The sequence below is a fragment of the Paenibacillus sp. NPDC057967 genome, assembly GCF_042887015.1.
Taxonomy (GTDB): domain Bacteria; phylum Bacillota; class Bacilli; order Paenibacillales; family Paenibacillaceae; genus Pristimantibacillus.
Window position 1 is genome coordinate 606845 of the sequence record NZ_JBHVQB010000002.1, and the last position, 13041, is coordinate 619885.

General features: G+C 51.4%; 15 protein-coding genes. All 15 read left to right on the forward strand.

The features are described from left to right. The first annotated feature begins 90 nt into the window (after positions 1 to 90). The 15 genes from thiL to ACFVSO_RS07225 all read left to right on the forward strand — a co-directional run bounded on the left by thiL (position 91) and on the right by ACFVSO_RS07225 (position 13033). Complete coding sequence (gene thiL / locus ACFVSO_RS07155) at positions 91 to 1206, forward strand: thiamine-phosphate kinase (protein WP_387471547.1); 1116 nt, start codon at positions 91 to 93, stop codon at positions 1204 to 1206. A 13-nt stretch (positions 1207 to 1219) separates the two neighbouring features. After that, positions 1220 to 1708, forward strand: a complete 489-nt coding sequence (gene tsaE / locus ACFVSO_RS07160) for a tRNA (adenosine(37)-N6)-threonylcarbamoyltransferase complex ATPase subunit type 1 TsaE (protein WP_387471549.1) — start codon at positions 1220 to 1222, stop codon at positions 1706 to 1708. Continuing rightward, on the forward strand, positions 1708 to 2523 hold the full coding sequence (gene tsaB / locus ACFVSO_RS07165; RefSeq protein ID WP_387471551.1) for a tRNA (adenosine(37)-N6)-threonylcarbamoyltransferase complex dimerization subunit type 1 TsaB: 816 nt from the start codon (positions 1708 to 1710) through the stop codon (positions 2521 to 2523). Before tsaE ends, tsaB begins: the two co-directional genes overlap by 1 nt. After that, entirely contained in the window at positions 2520 to 3014 is a 495-nt protein-coding gene (rimI, locus tag ACFVSO_RS07170; protein ID WP_387471553.1) for a ribosomal protein S18-alanine N-acetyltransferase, read from the forward strand. Before tsaB ends, rimI begins: the two co-directional genes overlap by 4 nt. Further along, positions 3011 to 4081, forward strand: a complete 1071-nt coding sequence (tsaD, locus tag ACFVSO_RS07175; protein WP_387471555.1) for a tRNA (adenosine(37)-N6)-threonylcarbamoyltransferase complex transferase subunit TsaD — start codon at positions 3011 to 3013, stop codon at positions 4079 to 4081. Before rimI ends, tsaD begins: the two co-directional genes overlap by 4 nt. A gap of 82 nt (positions 4082 to 4163) precedes the next feature. Next, the gene (locus ACFVSO_RS07180) at positions 4164 to 4388 is read left to right on the forward strand and encodes a hypothetical protein (RefSeq protein WP_387471558.1); all 225 of its coding nucleotides are present in this window, start codon (positions 4164 to 4166) and stop codon (positions 4386 to 4388) included. Between the two features lie 253 nt (positions 4389 to 4641). Next, on the forward strand, positions 4642 to 4869 hold the full coding sequence (locus ACFVSO_RS07185; protein WP_387471560.1) for a hypothetical protein: 228 nt from the start codon (positions 4642 to 4644) through the stop codon (positions 4867 to 4869). 99 nt (positions 4870 to 4968) lie between these two features. After that, a complete protein-coding gene (locus tag ACFVSO_RS07190; protein ID WP_387471562.1) occupies positions 4969 to 6534 on the forward strand; it encodes a 2-isopropylmalate synthase in 1566 nt (521 codons plus the stop codon). Positions 6535 to 6551: 17 nt separating this feature from the next. Then, positions 6552 to 7367, forward strand: coding sequence for a class I SAM-dependent methyltransferase (locus tag ACFVSO_RS07195; RefSeq protein ID WP_387471564.1), 816 nt, complete (start codon positions 6552 to 6554; stop codon positions 7365 to 7367). A 434-nt stretch (positions 7368 to 7801) separates the two neighbouring features. Beyond that, on the forward strand, positions 7802 to 8545 hold the full coding sequence (locus tag ACFVSO_RS07200; protein WP_387471566.1) for an ABC transporter ATP-binding protein: 744 nt from the start codon (positions 7802 to 7804) through the stop codon (positions 8543 to 8545). Then, on the forward strand, positions 8535 to 8702 hold the full coding sequence (locus ACFVSO_RS07205; protein ID WP_387471568.1) for a hypothetical protein: 168 nt from the start codon (positions 8535 to 8537) through the stop codon (positions 8700 to 8702). Before ACFVSO_RS07200 ends, ACFVSO_RS07205 begins: the two co-directional genes overlap by 11 nt. A 39-nt stretch (positions 8703 to 8741) precedes the next feature. Beyond that, on the forward strand, positions 8742 to 9674 hold the full coding sequence (locus ACFVSO_RS07210) for a polyprenyl synthetase family protein (protein ID WP_387471570.1): 933 nt from the start codon (positions 8742 to 8744) through the stop codon (positions 9672 to 9674). Positions 9675 to 9810: 136 nt separating this feature from the next. After that, entirely contained in the window at positions 9811 to 9978 is a 168-nt protein-coding gene (gene comX, locus ACFVSO_RS07215) for a competence pheromone ComX (protein ID WP_387471572.1), read from the forward strand. Between the two features lie 30 nt (positions 9979 to 10008). After that, positions 10009 to 12405 carry an ATP-binding protein gene (locus ACFVSO_RS07220; RefSeq protein WP_387471574.1) on the forward strand — a complete coding sequence of 799 codons (2397 nt, stop codon included), beginning with the start codon at positions 10009 to 10011 and terminating at the stop codon, positions 12403 to 12405. After that, positions 12383 to 13033: a response regulator transcription factor gene (locus ACFVSO_RS07225; protein WP_387471576.1), complete on the forward strand. Its 651-nt coding sequence runs from the start codon at positions 12383 to 12385 to the stop codon at positions 13031 to 13033. Before ACFVSO_RS07220 ends, ACFVSO_RS07225 begins: the two co-directional genes overlap by 23 nt. The last annotated feature ends 8 nt before the right edge of the window (positions 13034 to 13041 follow it).

The window sequence follows — 13041 nt, forward strand, 5'->3', positions numbered from 1 at the left end:
GGCAGCCGCAACAAGAAAGGCTCGATTGTCGCTTATGCCCTATGGCTTTGATTCTAGTGGCGATTAAGGTAAAATGATGAGAAATAGAGCATGGCCGTAGAAGGAGATTGGACGTTCGTGGATGAGTTCGCACGCATACGATATTGGACCTTGGGGCGGCAGTCGGCTGACTGGCAGCTTGCGCGCGGAGTCGCGCTGGGCATCGGAGACGATGCGGCAGTCCTTGATTTTGGCTCCGCACAGGACGGCATCATAGGCGAGAGAAGGCAATTGCTCGTATCCGATACAATGGTGGAGCAGATACACTTTGCTGCCCATACGATGCAGGACGAGCATATCGGGTATAAAGCGCTGGCGGCCAATGTCAGCGATATAGCTGCAATGGGCGGGGTACCGCTGCATGCGGTGGTCTCGGTATGCGTGCCTTCATCCTGCGGGCCGGATCGCATGAAGCGAATCTATGACGGACTGTATGCCTGTGCGCAGCAGTATGATGTAGCGATCGTGGGCGGGGATACGACCTCGTCGCCGGCTCATCTGGTCATCTCGGTATCGCTGACGGGGACGGTGGAAGCGGGCAAGGAGATTGTGCGGTCAGGCGCGTTGCCCGGCGATGCCGTCTTCGTGACGGGACCGGTCGGCATGTCGGCAGCCGGCCTTCATATGCTTCAAGCTGCGGTGTCGGAGGAGCCGAATCGCGCGGCAGTAGACGATTCGGCTTATCGGTCGCTCCTATCTGCCCATCAGCAGCCTGTGCCATCTGTCTTGGCCGGCCGCTTGCTGCTTCGCTCGGGGCTATGTCATTCGCTCAATGATGTGAGTGACGGGCTTGCCAGCGAAGCGTGGGAAATAGCGGAAGCCTCGGGCCTGCGGATCGTTCTGGACGAGCACTCTCTGCCCAAGAGCGGAAATATGAGCGCTTATGCTTCAAGAGCTGGCGTGAATCCGCTGGATTGGATGCTGTATGGCGGTGAGGATTATGTGCTTGTCGGCACGATGGATGCCCGTGGCGAGGCGGCGATAAAGGCGGAATTCCAGCGGCACGGATTGCCCTTCTATGTGATTGGCAGGGCGGAGACAGGGAGTCCGGGAGTGGAGCTGAATCCGCTTCCTCGCGGATGGGATGGAAGCAGCAATGGTGCAGAGAAAGAGAAGCTGCCGAGAATGCTGCTGCCGAAGAGAGGTTTTAATCATTTTGGAATATGAACGGGTGAATAAGATGGAGCAACGAATAACCTACGCCGAATGGCGAATTGGCAGCTTGCAGGAAACGACGCAGCTTGCGGCCCTGCTGGCAGAGAAGGCGCTGCCGGGTACAGTCATCGCCTTGGACGGCGACCTTGGCGCCGGTAAGACGACGTTCTCTCAGGCATTCGCCGCTGCGATTGGCGTGCCGGGCATTGTGAACAGCCCGACGTTTACCATTATTAAAGAATACGAGGGCAGTTCTATGCCCCTCTATCATATGGATGTCTATCGAATATCGGTGGAGGAAGCTGACGAGCTTGGACTGGACGATTATTTCTTCGGCACAGGCATAACGCTGGTTGAGTGGGCGACTCTGATCGAGGAGTTGCTGCCTGCCAGCCGGCTGGAGCTGTATATCGAGCATGCGGGCGGAGAAGAGCGGATTATTCGCGCGAAGGGCATCGGAGAACCTTACGCCGATTGGTGCGATGAATGGGACAAGATGGGAGCGACGACCTAATGGAACAGATGATACGCGGAACATTCCTTGCGCTGGACACATCGACGGCTGCTATGGCAGCCGCCATAACGCGGGGCGGAGAGGTGCTGGCGGAGATTGAATCGCTTGCCGAGCGGAATCATTCCGTCCATGTCATTACGCATCTGAAGGATATGCTAAGGGACACTTGTATGCAACAGGAGCATCTCGATGCGATTGTGGTTGGGAATGGTCCCGGTTCATACACGGGGATGCGCATCGCGGTGACAGCAGCGAAGACGCTGGCTTGGGCTTGGGAGAAGCCGCTAGTCGGCATCTCCAGTCTGGAGGCGATCGCTTTCGGAGCGCTGCATGCGGGACTGGGAATGGCTTATGGAGAGGCGCTTCCGACAGAGGTGCAGGGCAAGCACTGGCTGCTGCCGATTATGGATGCCCGGCGCGGGCAAGTATACAGTGCAGGCTTCTCGATGGATACGGAGGAAGGCTGGAGCCGCTGGCTGAACGACGGCGTTCGGATCATGCGAGACTGGACGGATGAATTGACGGCTGCGGCCGAAGCGGAGGCGAAATCCGGCCCATTCACGATTTGGCTGACCGGCGATTTGTCGCTGCACGGTGATTCTGCTGCTTATTTGCAAGAGCGATGCGCGGCTGCGGGTATCGAAGTGCGGCTGCTGCCCCATGTGCTTCGGGGAAGCGCGCTAGCCTATCTCGGTGCGCAGCGTTATGGAAGCGGACTGCTGGAGAATGTACATAACTTCACACCGAATTATACGCAGCTGACAGAGGCGGAAGTGAAGTGGAAGGCGAAGGAAGCGGAAGAGGCCAAGCGATGAGCATGGATACGGACAAGCTGCTGTATCGGGCGATGGAGATGGCCGATATTCCGGCTATTATCGCTATTGAGCAGGAAGCTTTCACTAGCCCCTGGACGGCTGAGGCTTTCATGAACGAGCTGACCAATAATATGTTCGCCAAATACCTGATTATGGAGTATAGAGGTGAATTGCTTGGTTATGGCGGCATGTGGATCATTATGGACGAAGCGCATATTACCAATATTGCGGTGCGCTCTGATCTGCGTGGCAAGGGACTCGGCCACTTGCTGCTGGAGCAGCTCCAGCGAACGGCGGTGTTCTATGGAGCGGCGCGCATGACGCTGGAGGTCCGTGTATCCAATGAGACGGCCCAGCATCTGTATCGCAAATTCGGGTTTGAGCCTGCTGGTGTCCGGCCTCGTTATTATTCCGATAACGACGAAGACGCGCTAATTATGTGGGCGGAGCTTGATGATGAGCGGCTCAAGACGGGAGAGGAATCAAATTGAACAGACAGCAAGAATATAATCACGCATCAGCAGCTTATGACGACTCGCTCATACTGGCTATTGAGACAAGCTGTGACGAGACATCCGCATCGGTCATACGAGGCGGCAAGCATATTCTGTCCAATATCGTCTCCAGCCAGATTGATGTGCATGAACGATTCGGCGGGGTTGTACCGGAGATTGCGTCCCGCAAGCATGTGGAGACGATTACACTCATCATGGAGCAAGCGGTACAAAAGTCCGGTCATAAGCTGGATGAGTTGACAGCGATCGCCGTGACGCAGGGTCCTGGGTTGGTCGGCGCTTTGCTGGTCGGAATTGTGGCTGCCAAGAGCTTGGCGCTGGCGCTGGATATACCGTTGATTGGCACACATCATATTGCGGGCCATATCTATGCCAATGCGCTTGTGCATGAGCTGGAATATCCATGCATGGCGCTTGTCGTCTCGGGAGGTCATACGGAGCTGGTCCTGTTGGAGAGCGAAGGTGAATTCCGCGTAATTGGCCGGACACGCGACGATGCGGTAGGGGAAGCTTACGACAAGGTAGCCCGAGCGCTCAAATTGCCGTATCCCGGCGGGCCGCATATTGACAGGCTCGCAGGCGAAGCTTCCGAGGCGATCACGCTGCCGCGGGCTTGGCTGGAGGCGGGTAGCTTCGATTTCAGCTTCAGCGGGCTGAAATCGGCGGTACTGTCCGTCATTAATCAGGCTCGTATGAAAGGGCAAGAGCTGGATGAAGCGCTACTAGCCAGAGGATTCCAGGAATCCGTCTGTGATGTGCTGGTGACCAAGGCGCTCCGAGCTGTGGCTCAATATGAGACGAAGCAATTGCTGCTATGCGGAGGCGTTGCCGCCAATCGCGGATTGCGGGCGGAGCTGTCCAGGCGGTGCGAGGAAGCTGGCATACAGCTGCTTATTCCTCCTGGATCGCTATGTACGGATAACGCAGCAATGATCGGAGCTGCCGCGCATCTCAAGCTGACAAGAGGCCTATTCACGGAGCTGGACATGAAGGCCGATCCCGGACTTTCCCTGGAGGAATGGTCTGTTTCAGCGGGCGCGTGAATTATTTTTGCAGGAATAATCCGTTCTGAATTGACAGATAATTAGGGAATGGATATAATAAGCAACAATACTTCAATCACATATGGATGAAACGCTGGGAACAGGAACAGTAGAACCAATCGGGAATCAGAGAGCTGCGGGATGGTGCAACGCAGCCGAAGAAGGGTTCGAAGCTCACCTGGGAGCGGAGCGATGGAAAGAAGCAGCCGGAGTGCGAATAACGGATGATGGCGAGCTTGCGTACATGGCTACGGTTAACCTCCGTAACGGGGTACATAAGCATCGGCATCCGGAGCCGGTCTTATGACTAAGGTGGGCATGTCTCGTTGTGAAATCATAACGTGTGACAGTCAACAAGGGTGGTACCGCGCGGGTCATTATAGCCTGTCGTCTCTTGAATAGAGGCGACAGGCTTTTCTTGTTGTCTGGAAGATGCAAGTAGATGCAAGTATAAGCGATGAACCATTAACCAACCATTTTCATAGCAGGAAACGCAATGAACAGGAGCAAGTAAAGTCAGAGCAGGAATATGAAGCATAGCTGCCTCGGATGAGGAGGCCATGCAACAAGCAGAGAGCTGCGGGATGGTGCGACGCAGCCGAATGCCTGACTTGAAACTCGCCTGGGAGCGGAACGGGGGAACAGCTCTTTCACCGGCATACGGTGAAGGAAGCCATTACTCCGTTACGGCTGGCCGTCGTCACTCGGCTCCAAGCGGGCAGTTGTCCACGAACGCATGCAGCATACATCCTATGCAAGCGGCGTTCCGTAGCGATGCTGCCAAGTAGAGTGGTACCACGGCATATGCGAAGGCATGTCGTCTCTTCATCGAGACGGCATGCCTTTTTTGTTACCCAAAATCCAATACCCATTAGGAGGATATACCCATGACGAACACAATGAAGAATGTACAAATTTTCGATACAACACTGAGAGATGGCGAACAATCCCCAGGCGCTTCCATTGCGCCGGAGAGAAAGATTATTATTGCCAGACAGCTGGCTAAGCTGGGCATTGATGTGATTGAGCCTGGATTCGCTGTATCCAGTCCCGGCGAGTTCGCTGCTGTGCAGCAAATTTCCCGAGAATTGCAAAATGTGGAGATTGCCGGCTTCGCACGCGCTGTCAAGGCGGATATCGATGCTGCGGTGCAAGCGACTCAAGATGCGGCGAAGCGCAGATTGCATCTGTTCATCTCTTCTTCGGACATCCACTTGAATCATCAGCTGCGCAAGTCGCGCGACGAGGTTGTTCAGATTGCGCGTGAGATGGTGGCCTACGGCAAGCAATTTGTCGACGAAATCGAATTCTCGGCGATGGATTCTACAAGATCGGGACGCGACTTCGTCATTCAGCTGGTGGAAGCCGTTATTGCTGAAGGGGCGACAGTTATCAATCTGCCGGATACGCTTGGCTATGCATTGCCCAATGAGATTATCGACCTGTTCCAGGCCGTTCGCCGGGAAGCAAGAGGCGGCGAGACGGTTCGCTACAGCGCCCACTGCCATAATGATCTGGGTCTGGCCGTAGCGAACAGCCTTGCGGCGATTCAAGGAGGAGCGACGCAAATCGAGGTTACCGTGAACGGCATCGGCGAGCGGGCAGGCAATTGCTCGCTGGAAGAGCTGGTTATGGCGATCGAGACGCGCAAGGACGCGGTGCAGGCGAAGACGAATGTGGATGTCAGCGAGATCTATGAGACATCGCGTCTTGTCAGCCGCACGATGAACTTCCCGATTGCGTACAACAAACCAATTGTCGGGCGTAATGCCTTCCAGCATGAGTCGGGCATCCATCAGGACGGCCTGCTGAAAAACCGCAATACGTATGAAATCATGGACCCGGAAGCGATGGGCATCTCCCGCAACATGATTATTCTGGGCAAGCATTCCGGCAGCCATGCCATTAAGCATCGTCTGGCTGAATTCGGTGTGGAAGTGACGGAGGAGCAATTCAAAAGCGTCTATAGCCGCTTCAAGGAAGTTGCGGATGGCCAGAAGATTGTCACGGATGATCAACTGATCCGAATTGCAGGCGAGATGACCAAGACGCAGCCTGATCCATTTGCGCTTGTCGACCTGCTTGTACATGCTGGAACGCAGCGTTCGCGAAGCGCAACGGTTACCATTCGCGAGCATGAGCAGAATGGAGAGAAGTCCTACATGGCAATGGGGGCTGGCCCAGTGGAAGCGGTCATTAACGCGATCGGCCAGGCGATTCCGGTATCGGTGGAATTCGAGGATCTGGAGCTGCATTCGCTGTCTACCGGCGAAGACGCGCATGGCGAAGCGGTCGTAAGCATTATCCACAATGGGATACGGTATCGCGGAACATCTGCGAACAAGGATATTATTCTGGCGGCGGCAGAAGCCTATATCTCGGCCTGCAACCAAGCGATTATGACCGCTGGAGCGCGGGGCAGAGCGAAGGAGAAACGTACGGCAAACGAATAAGCGGAGGCTGAAGGCCGATGGGAACGACAGTACGGGACTATTATGAAACATTTGATGAATGGGGGCGGCTCGATCGTGAGCCGCTTGAATTTTATGTCAACCTTCATTACTTACGGCGATATCTGCCAGCTGGCGGACATATTGCCGATATCGGCTCGGGCCCGGGCAAGTATGCCATTGAGCTTGCCAAGTCGGGGTATCGGGTAGGTCTGACGGATCTGATTCCGCGTTTTGTTGCGGAAGCACAGGAAAAGGCAAGTGCGGCAGGGGTAGTTAGCCAATTCTCGGGCTTTCACATCAGCAACGCAACCACGCTGGATTGTTTTGCGGATGAATCATTTGATGCAGCTATAATGATGGGGCCTCTATATCATCTGCAAGAACAGGAAGAGAGAATTCAGGCCATTCGGGAGCTGCGTCGTGTAACCAAGCCGGGCGGCATCGTAGGTGCGGCTTTTATGCCGCGAATCGCCTTTCTGCAGCAGTCGATCCGTAATCCCATGCAGTGGAAGCCGAATGATCGCATGGATGCGCTGATTGAATTCTCCCGGACGGGGGTATATAACCATAGTGATGCGGGAAGATTCACCGGTGTATATTTCGAGCAGATCGAACACATCATTCCCCAGATGGAGGGAGAGGGCTTCGAGACGTTGAATCTGGTCGGAACAGACTGCTTCGCATCCGCATTGGACCATCAGGCATACGAATATTGGCGAGGACAGGGCGAAGAAACCTATCATCAACTGATGGAACTGATTATAGAATGGTCGACGGACCCGTCCATGCTTGGCAGTTCGACTCATCTTTTGTATATTGGACGGCGAAAATGATATTTTGGAGCAAAAAAGGCTGTGGATGAATGAATTGTGCACAAAGTTATCCACATACCTACAGAATAGTGTGAATAATTTAATAAATATGTGCAATAATGCGGGTTTACAATCGCTAAATAAATGATGCAAACGTGGATAGTTTTTTCACTTATACACTGTGGATAATGTGTATAACGTGGATAACGATCCACGTTCTTTATTGCGAAGAAACAGGGGGGCGCCAAAACGACATTTTTCGGATAACGGTTCGTTATATATTTCGACAGAATTAACTAACAATTTATTCACGTCTGTGGATAGATCTGTGCATAACTTTTTTGGGTATTTCGGAACGCAATCGTTTTGCGTAAATTACGAGTGAGATTTTCGGTGAAATCACGTTATGAATGCGCTATCGTAGAATCAATAAAATAGTTACGGAGGCAGACCGAATGGATAAGCAAGCGATTATTCAGGTGGACACAGTCAGCAAGCACTATGGGACGAATAATGCGATCAAGCAAGTATCCTTTCAGGTAAAGAAGGGCGAGCTATTCGGTTTAATCGGCAAGAACGGGGCAGGCAAGACGACGCTGCTTGAGCTGTTATCCGGCAATCAGATTCTCGATGAAGGCGCATTAAACGTGATGGGCATCGATATGAGCACGGAATGGGACAAGCTGAAGGAGCATATCAATATATTTTCGCAAAGCACTTCGCTTGTGGATCGCCTTACTGTGCGGGAGGCCTTGGACATGTTCCAGGGGTTCTATCATCAGAAGAAGAACATCGACGGCATTCTAAAGCAATTCGGACTTATACCTTATGAGGATAAAGTTGTAAGGCGGTTATCCGGCGGACTTCGGCAGCGCACGACACTCGCGATCGCCGTTGTGAATGATCCTTCGATCGTCTTTTTGGATGAACCGACAACTGGTTTGGATGCACAGGCGAAGAAGGAATATTGGGCCATACTGGCTTCACTTAAATTGCAGGGCAAGACCATCGTCATCGTATCGCATGATATGACCGAGATTCAGTACCATTGCGACCGTGTTGGTGTCATGAGGGAGGGGAGTTTAGTTGCTTGTGACAGCCCGACAAAATTGATTGCAGAACTTCCTGGTGGCGGATTGACCATGGAAGCTGTATATATGCATTACGCCGTAAGCAATGCAGGAGGTGTTGAAGTTTAAGTCCACGAATCTCGGCAAACGCGGCAATGATCCGGCCAATGAGCGCAAGAGCCTAGTGGAGAAACGAATGGAGATGATTGCACATCTCCTGATGAAGAGAAGCGAGGGGGGAATTAAGAAGCCGTCAATTAAGGATGAAACGATCCGGCATTCATAGTATAATTGGAATATTATTGCATGGATCGGAGGATGTACCGTGTCAATCGTGAAAGAGCAAGTCGGCTTTCGGATGAAGCAGTATGCCGCCCAGTGGTTTACTGCGCAGCCGCTGCTCGACTTCTCTTATTCCTTTATTGAAGAGAAGCTGGCAGAAACAATGATGTTCGGGGAGCTTGCCGTCATTCATTATCATATGTTCGAGGGCAAGGATGCCGATATTGACGGGGCTGCCGCTGCGGTCGAGCTCTTTATTCTGGCGTCCGATATTCTGGATGATCTGGAAGACGGAGATGCGCCATCGAAGCCATGGATGAAAGCTCCGCTGCCGGTTGCTCTGCACGTTGCCACATCGCTGGTTACGCTATCTCAGCAGGCGCTGCTGCACAGCACGTCTGATCCGGTATTGCGCGGCGAATTGGCTGTGATGATGAATACGCAGCTGATCCGGTCTGCTAACGGGCAAATGATGGACTTGATGAACGATACTCTTACAGAAGAAGGCTACTTCCAGATGGTGAGAGGCAAGTCGGCATCGCTTCTCGTCATGGCTTGTATGGCGGGCGTATTGCTTGCCGGTCGACCATGGAATGAGACGGTTGCGGAATACGCGGCCGAGCTGGGTATATCCGCCCAGCTTCGGAATGATTGCAGAGATTTGCTGCGGTGGGACGAAAAAAGCGATTTTCTGAACCGCAAACAGACGCTGCTTACGATGTATCTGCTTGAAGGACCCGATGAACAAGTCGGGTGGATAAGGGACTATTACAACGGCAGCGGAACGAAGCATGACGTAACCGGGAAAAAAGAATTATTTTTGCAGGCATGCGAGCAATCGGGTGTTGAATTATACGGTTCTGTCGTAAGCCGTATGCACTATAATCGGTTTCAAGAGCTTCTTGCGGAGCTGCAAGCGGATGCGATTTGGAAGGACAAGCTCATGCAGAAACTGGCGGGAGGCCAGACGGCATAAGACTTTTCGACAATCACGCAAAACCCATTTCGGTAAATACGAATGAGTTTTGCGTTGGCTAACCTATTAAATCTTGTTATAGTATAAATGTACTAGCTACATACTATAAGATTTAGTAGAGAGGCGGAGGAGTTCAATGTTGAAAGAAACAATTCGTCAACTGGTCAACAGCACAGAGAAGATGTCACTGGCTATGGGAGGACAGCTTCAGCTAGCAGGTGTTTCCGCAGCAGAACAAAAGGCTCTACTTAATGAGATGAACAACAAACAAGAAAAGAATGGATACGCATTCATCTGGAACTAAAGGACTAACTGGCTGAAAGGAAGAGGTTGTATGAAATCCACTTTGTTGAATCGCATCACTACAACCTTCTTCCTGGCGGTATTTATCGGACTCCTCTTATATCTGACCTTGGTTATTACAAGAGCGCCTTCTATTCGCGCCGTTCTCACCCACGATCCGATTAATGGATATACGATCGAATCCATTGAACCGGAAGGGCAAGCCAAGATGACGGGGCTGCAGATTGGTGATCGGATTATAGAGGTCAATAACCGTCCTGCTGAAGAATTTCAGAATGTAACGAAATATTATTCATTGGAATACGCCGATAATGTCCTCATTGTAGATCGTGATCATACGACGAAGCTTGTCACGTTCTCCAAAGCCTGGTCTGGAGACCATTCCACGTTAGAACTATTGCTTCAACTCTATATACCTGGAATATCCTTAATTATATTCTGTGCGTTTTCCGTCTTTCTCTACGTGAAAAGAAGGCATGACCCGGCTGTTATCATGCTTATTCTCTTTTTTTTATCTATAGGTCTTTCCTATTACAGCTCCTCCGCCTCGATATTGCGAGACCCGATAGGGATATCCATCATTTATGTCGTATTGCCTAATATACCGTTAATATTTATGAGCTTCATGAATATCTACTTGAAGCGGTTTGAGAATTATTTAATCGGGAATAAGACGCTGGCTGTGCTTTACGCCATTGTAGGGGCACAGAGTCTATTTAGCTTAATTTATATATGGACAAATTTGTTTTCGATAGAGGTATTTACGTACATTAAGGGTACTTATAGTGCCATTGTCTTAATGGGTAATTTGATATGCGCACTCAAGCTGATCGGGAAATTTATCAAGCATCGCCGCACAAAGCTGAAATCTCTGTTCACGATTACATTAACGTCGCATCTTGTAGCGTTCACGCCGTTTGCAACGCTTAACTTATTGCCGCAAATGTTCGGCGCTGGCCAAATTCTGCCTCCGGCGTTCACGGCGTTGTTTTTGTTTATATTGCCTGTCGTCTACTTCTACCTGTCGACCTCGAACCAATTGTTCGATATCGATTTTATTTTGACGCGATTCAAATATTACACAGCGCTTTCGCTTATTCCTTCGATTGTGATCACGCTATTGATTTCTGCTGTGTTAATGGATAAACCGGACATTTATTGGACGAATTGGATCGGAATTTTCTTGGTAATCTTTATCGGTATCACCTTGTTCCTGTATGCCAAGGAACAGATCGACCAGCGTTTCCGCCCGAAGCTGTTCAAAGCGATGTATAGCTATCAGGACAGTCTGGACCGATTCTCCAGAAGCATTGCCCGCGTGATGAAGCAGGCTGATCTGGAGGCGGTATTGAAGCAAGAGATTGATTCGCTGCTTCCGGTAAGCCGCATTAAATTCCTTATTGTCGATCAGGCGGAACACGCCGTCTTCCCGATGGGGGATGACCATGAGGAAAGAGTGACTGCCGACTTCCTGCTCAGCGTGATGAATACGTTCAAGCTAGGCGAGCTGATCGATCTGCCTTACGGGCTGGGCCTTATTATTGGACGACAGCGTTCCCGGTACCACATCCTGTGGATTGGTCTGAAGACTAACCACACCAGGTTCAACTCGGATGAGATTAGATGGCTGAAGACGATGGCGAATTACTCCAGCATCGTATTCGAGAATCTGTATTTAATTGAAGGATTGATTGAGGACCTGGAGTCTGAAGTGCGCAAGGAGCATACGACTTCGCCGTGGGTGCTGCGCCTTCTCTTCTGCCTGTCGGAGAATGAGAGAAGGAAGCTTGCGGCGGATTTGCATGATTCGGCGCTGCAGGACCAGCTGTTATGGTACCGTAAGCTGGAATCTGTCATGATGGATCATCCGATCTCGGATAAGCTTGGCCGGGAGCTTGAAGATATTAAGGAAGGGCTGCTTGATGTCATTCATCAAATCAGGGAAACATGCAATGAGCTTCGTCCTCCGCTGCTGAAGGAAATGGGTGTAGTTGAAGCGGTTGAATCGATTATTGAGCATACCCAGATGAGGGTTAACTTTGAGGTGCAGTTCCGCTCCAAGGCGATTCATGAACAAATGGACGAGGAGCAAATTACGGCCATCTATCGTATTGTGCAGGAGCTGCTGCGCAATGCGGACAAGCATGCCGGAGCCAAGCTCGTTCAGCTTGAGCTGGAGCTGCGAGAGGGTACGATCTACTTCCGCTATCAGGATGATGGAGTCGGCCTGGATGTGAATTATATGGTAGAGACGTTTGAGCATATGGGCCTGTCTGGGATTAAAGAGCGTGTGGCTAGCCTTGAAGGGGACATCTCCTTCTATTCGGAACGCGGTAAAGGCCTCGAGGTCATTATTCTGATGCCGATCATTGTGTCGAGCGGACTTTCGGAGAGGGGTATATCGCGTGATTCGTATCTTATTAGTTGACGATCATCCATCGGTTGGCGAAGGAACCAAAACAATGATCGAGCAAGATAGCGACATGAAAGTAACGGTGGCGCTGTCGGCGCTGGAAGCACTGGATAAGGTTCATTCCGAACCTTTTGACATTATCTTATGCGATTTGAACATGCCGGGCATTAGTGGCCTGGAGTTGACCAAACGATTGATTCAGATTGACCCTGAACGGAAAGTCATCATCTATTCCGGCTATGAAATCGGAACGCACTTCAACCTTCTGGTGGAGTCAGGCGTGTCCGGTTTTATCTCGAAGACGGCATCCAGGGATCAACTGCACAACTCCATTCGGTGCGCGCTTCGGGGAGAGGCAGTTATTCCGATACCGCTTCTCAAGCAACTCAGAAGGCATGAGGTTGCGATCTCGCGTTCGGAGCTGTCCATTGACGATGTGTCGATTAACGAGAAGGAAATGACGATCCTCCATGAAGTCGCGGCTGGCGTAAGCAACAAGGAGCTGGCTGCGATGCTGCATGTCAGCCAGCGGAACGTGGAATACCAGTTGACCAAAATCTTCGAAAAGCTGAATGTGCGATCGCGGTCAGAGGCGATAAGAGAAGCAAAGCGTTTGGGCTTGATCAGCATGGAGCAATATTAATAGAAGAG

What these genes read in the sequence shown, in the direction of transcription:
- tsaE (WP_387471549.1), top strand. Translation starts at nt 1,220, where the DNA reads ATGGAGCAACGAATAACCTACGCCGAATGGCGAATTGGCAGCTTGCAG.
- ACFVSO_RS07185 (WP_387471560.1), top strand. Translation starts at nt 4,642, where the DNA reads ATGCAACAAGCAGAGAGCTGCGGGATGGTGCGACGCAGCCGAATGCCT.
- comX (WP_387471572.1), top strand. Translation starts at nt 9,811, where the DNA reads ATGTTGAAAGAAACAATTCGTCAACTGGTCAACAGCACAGAGAAGATG.
- ACFVSO_RS07220 (WP_387471574.1), top strand. Translation starts at nt 10,009, where the DNA reads ATGAAATCCACTTTGTTGAATCGCATCACTACAACCTTCTTCCTGGCG.
- ACFVSO_RS07195 (WP_387471564.1), top strand. Translation starts at nt 6,552, where the DNA reads ATGGGAACGACAGTACGGGACTATTATGAAACATTTGATGAATGGGGG.
- thiL (WP_387471547.1), top strand. Translation starts at nt 91, where the DNA reads ATGGCCGTAGAAGGAGATTGGACGTTCGTGGATGAGTTCGCACGCATA.
- ACFVSO_RS07200 (WP_387471566.1), top strand. Translation starts at nt 7,802, where the DNA reads ATGGATAAGCAAGCGATTATTCAGGTGGACACAGTCAGCAAGCACTAT.
- rimI (WP_387471553.1), top strand. Translation starts at nt 2,520, where the DNA reads ATGAGCATGGATACGGACAAGCTGCTGTATCGGGCGATGGAGATGGCC.
- tsaB (WP_387471551.1), top strand. Translation starts at nt 1,708, where the DNA reads ATGGAACAGATGATACGCGGAACATTCCTTGCGCTGGACACATCGACG.
- ACFVSO_RS07190 (WP_387471562.1), top strand. Translation starts at nt 4,969, where the DNA reads ATGACGAACACAATGAAGAATGTACAAATTTTCGATACAACACTGAGA.
- ACFVSO_RS07180 (WP_387471558.1), top strand. Translation starts at nt 4,164, where the DNA reads ATGGATGAAACGCTGGGAACAGGAACAGTAGAACCAATCGGGAATCAG.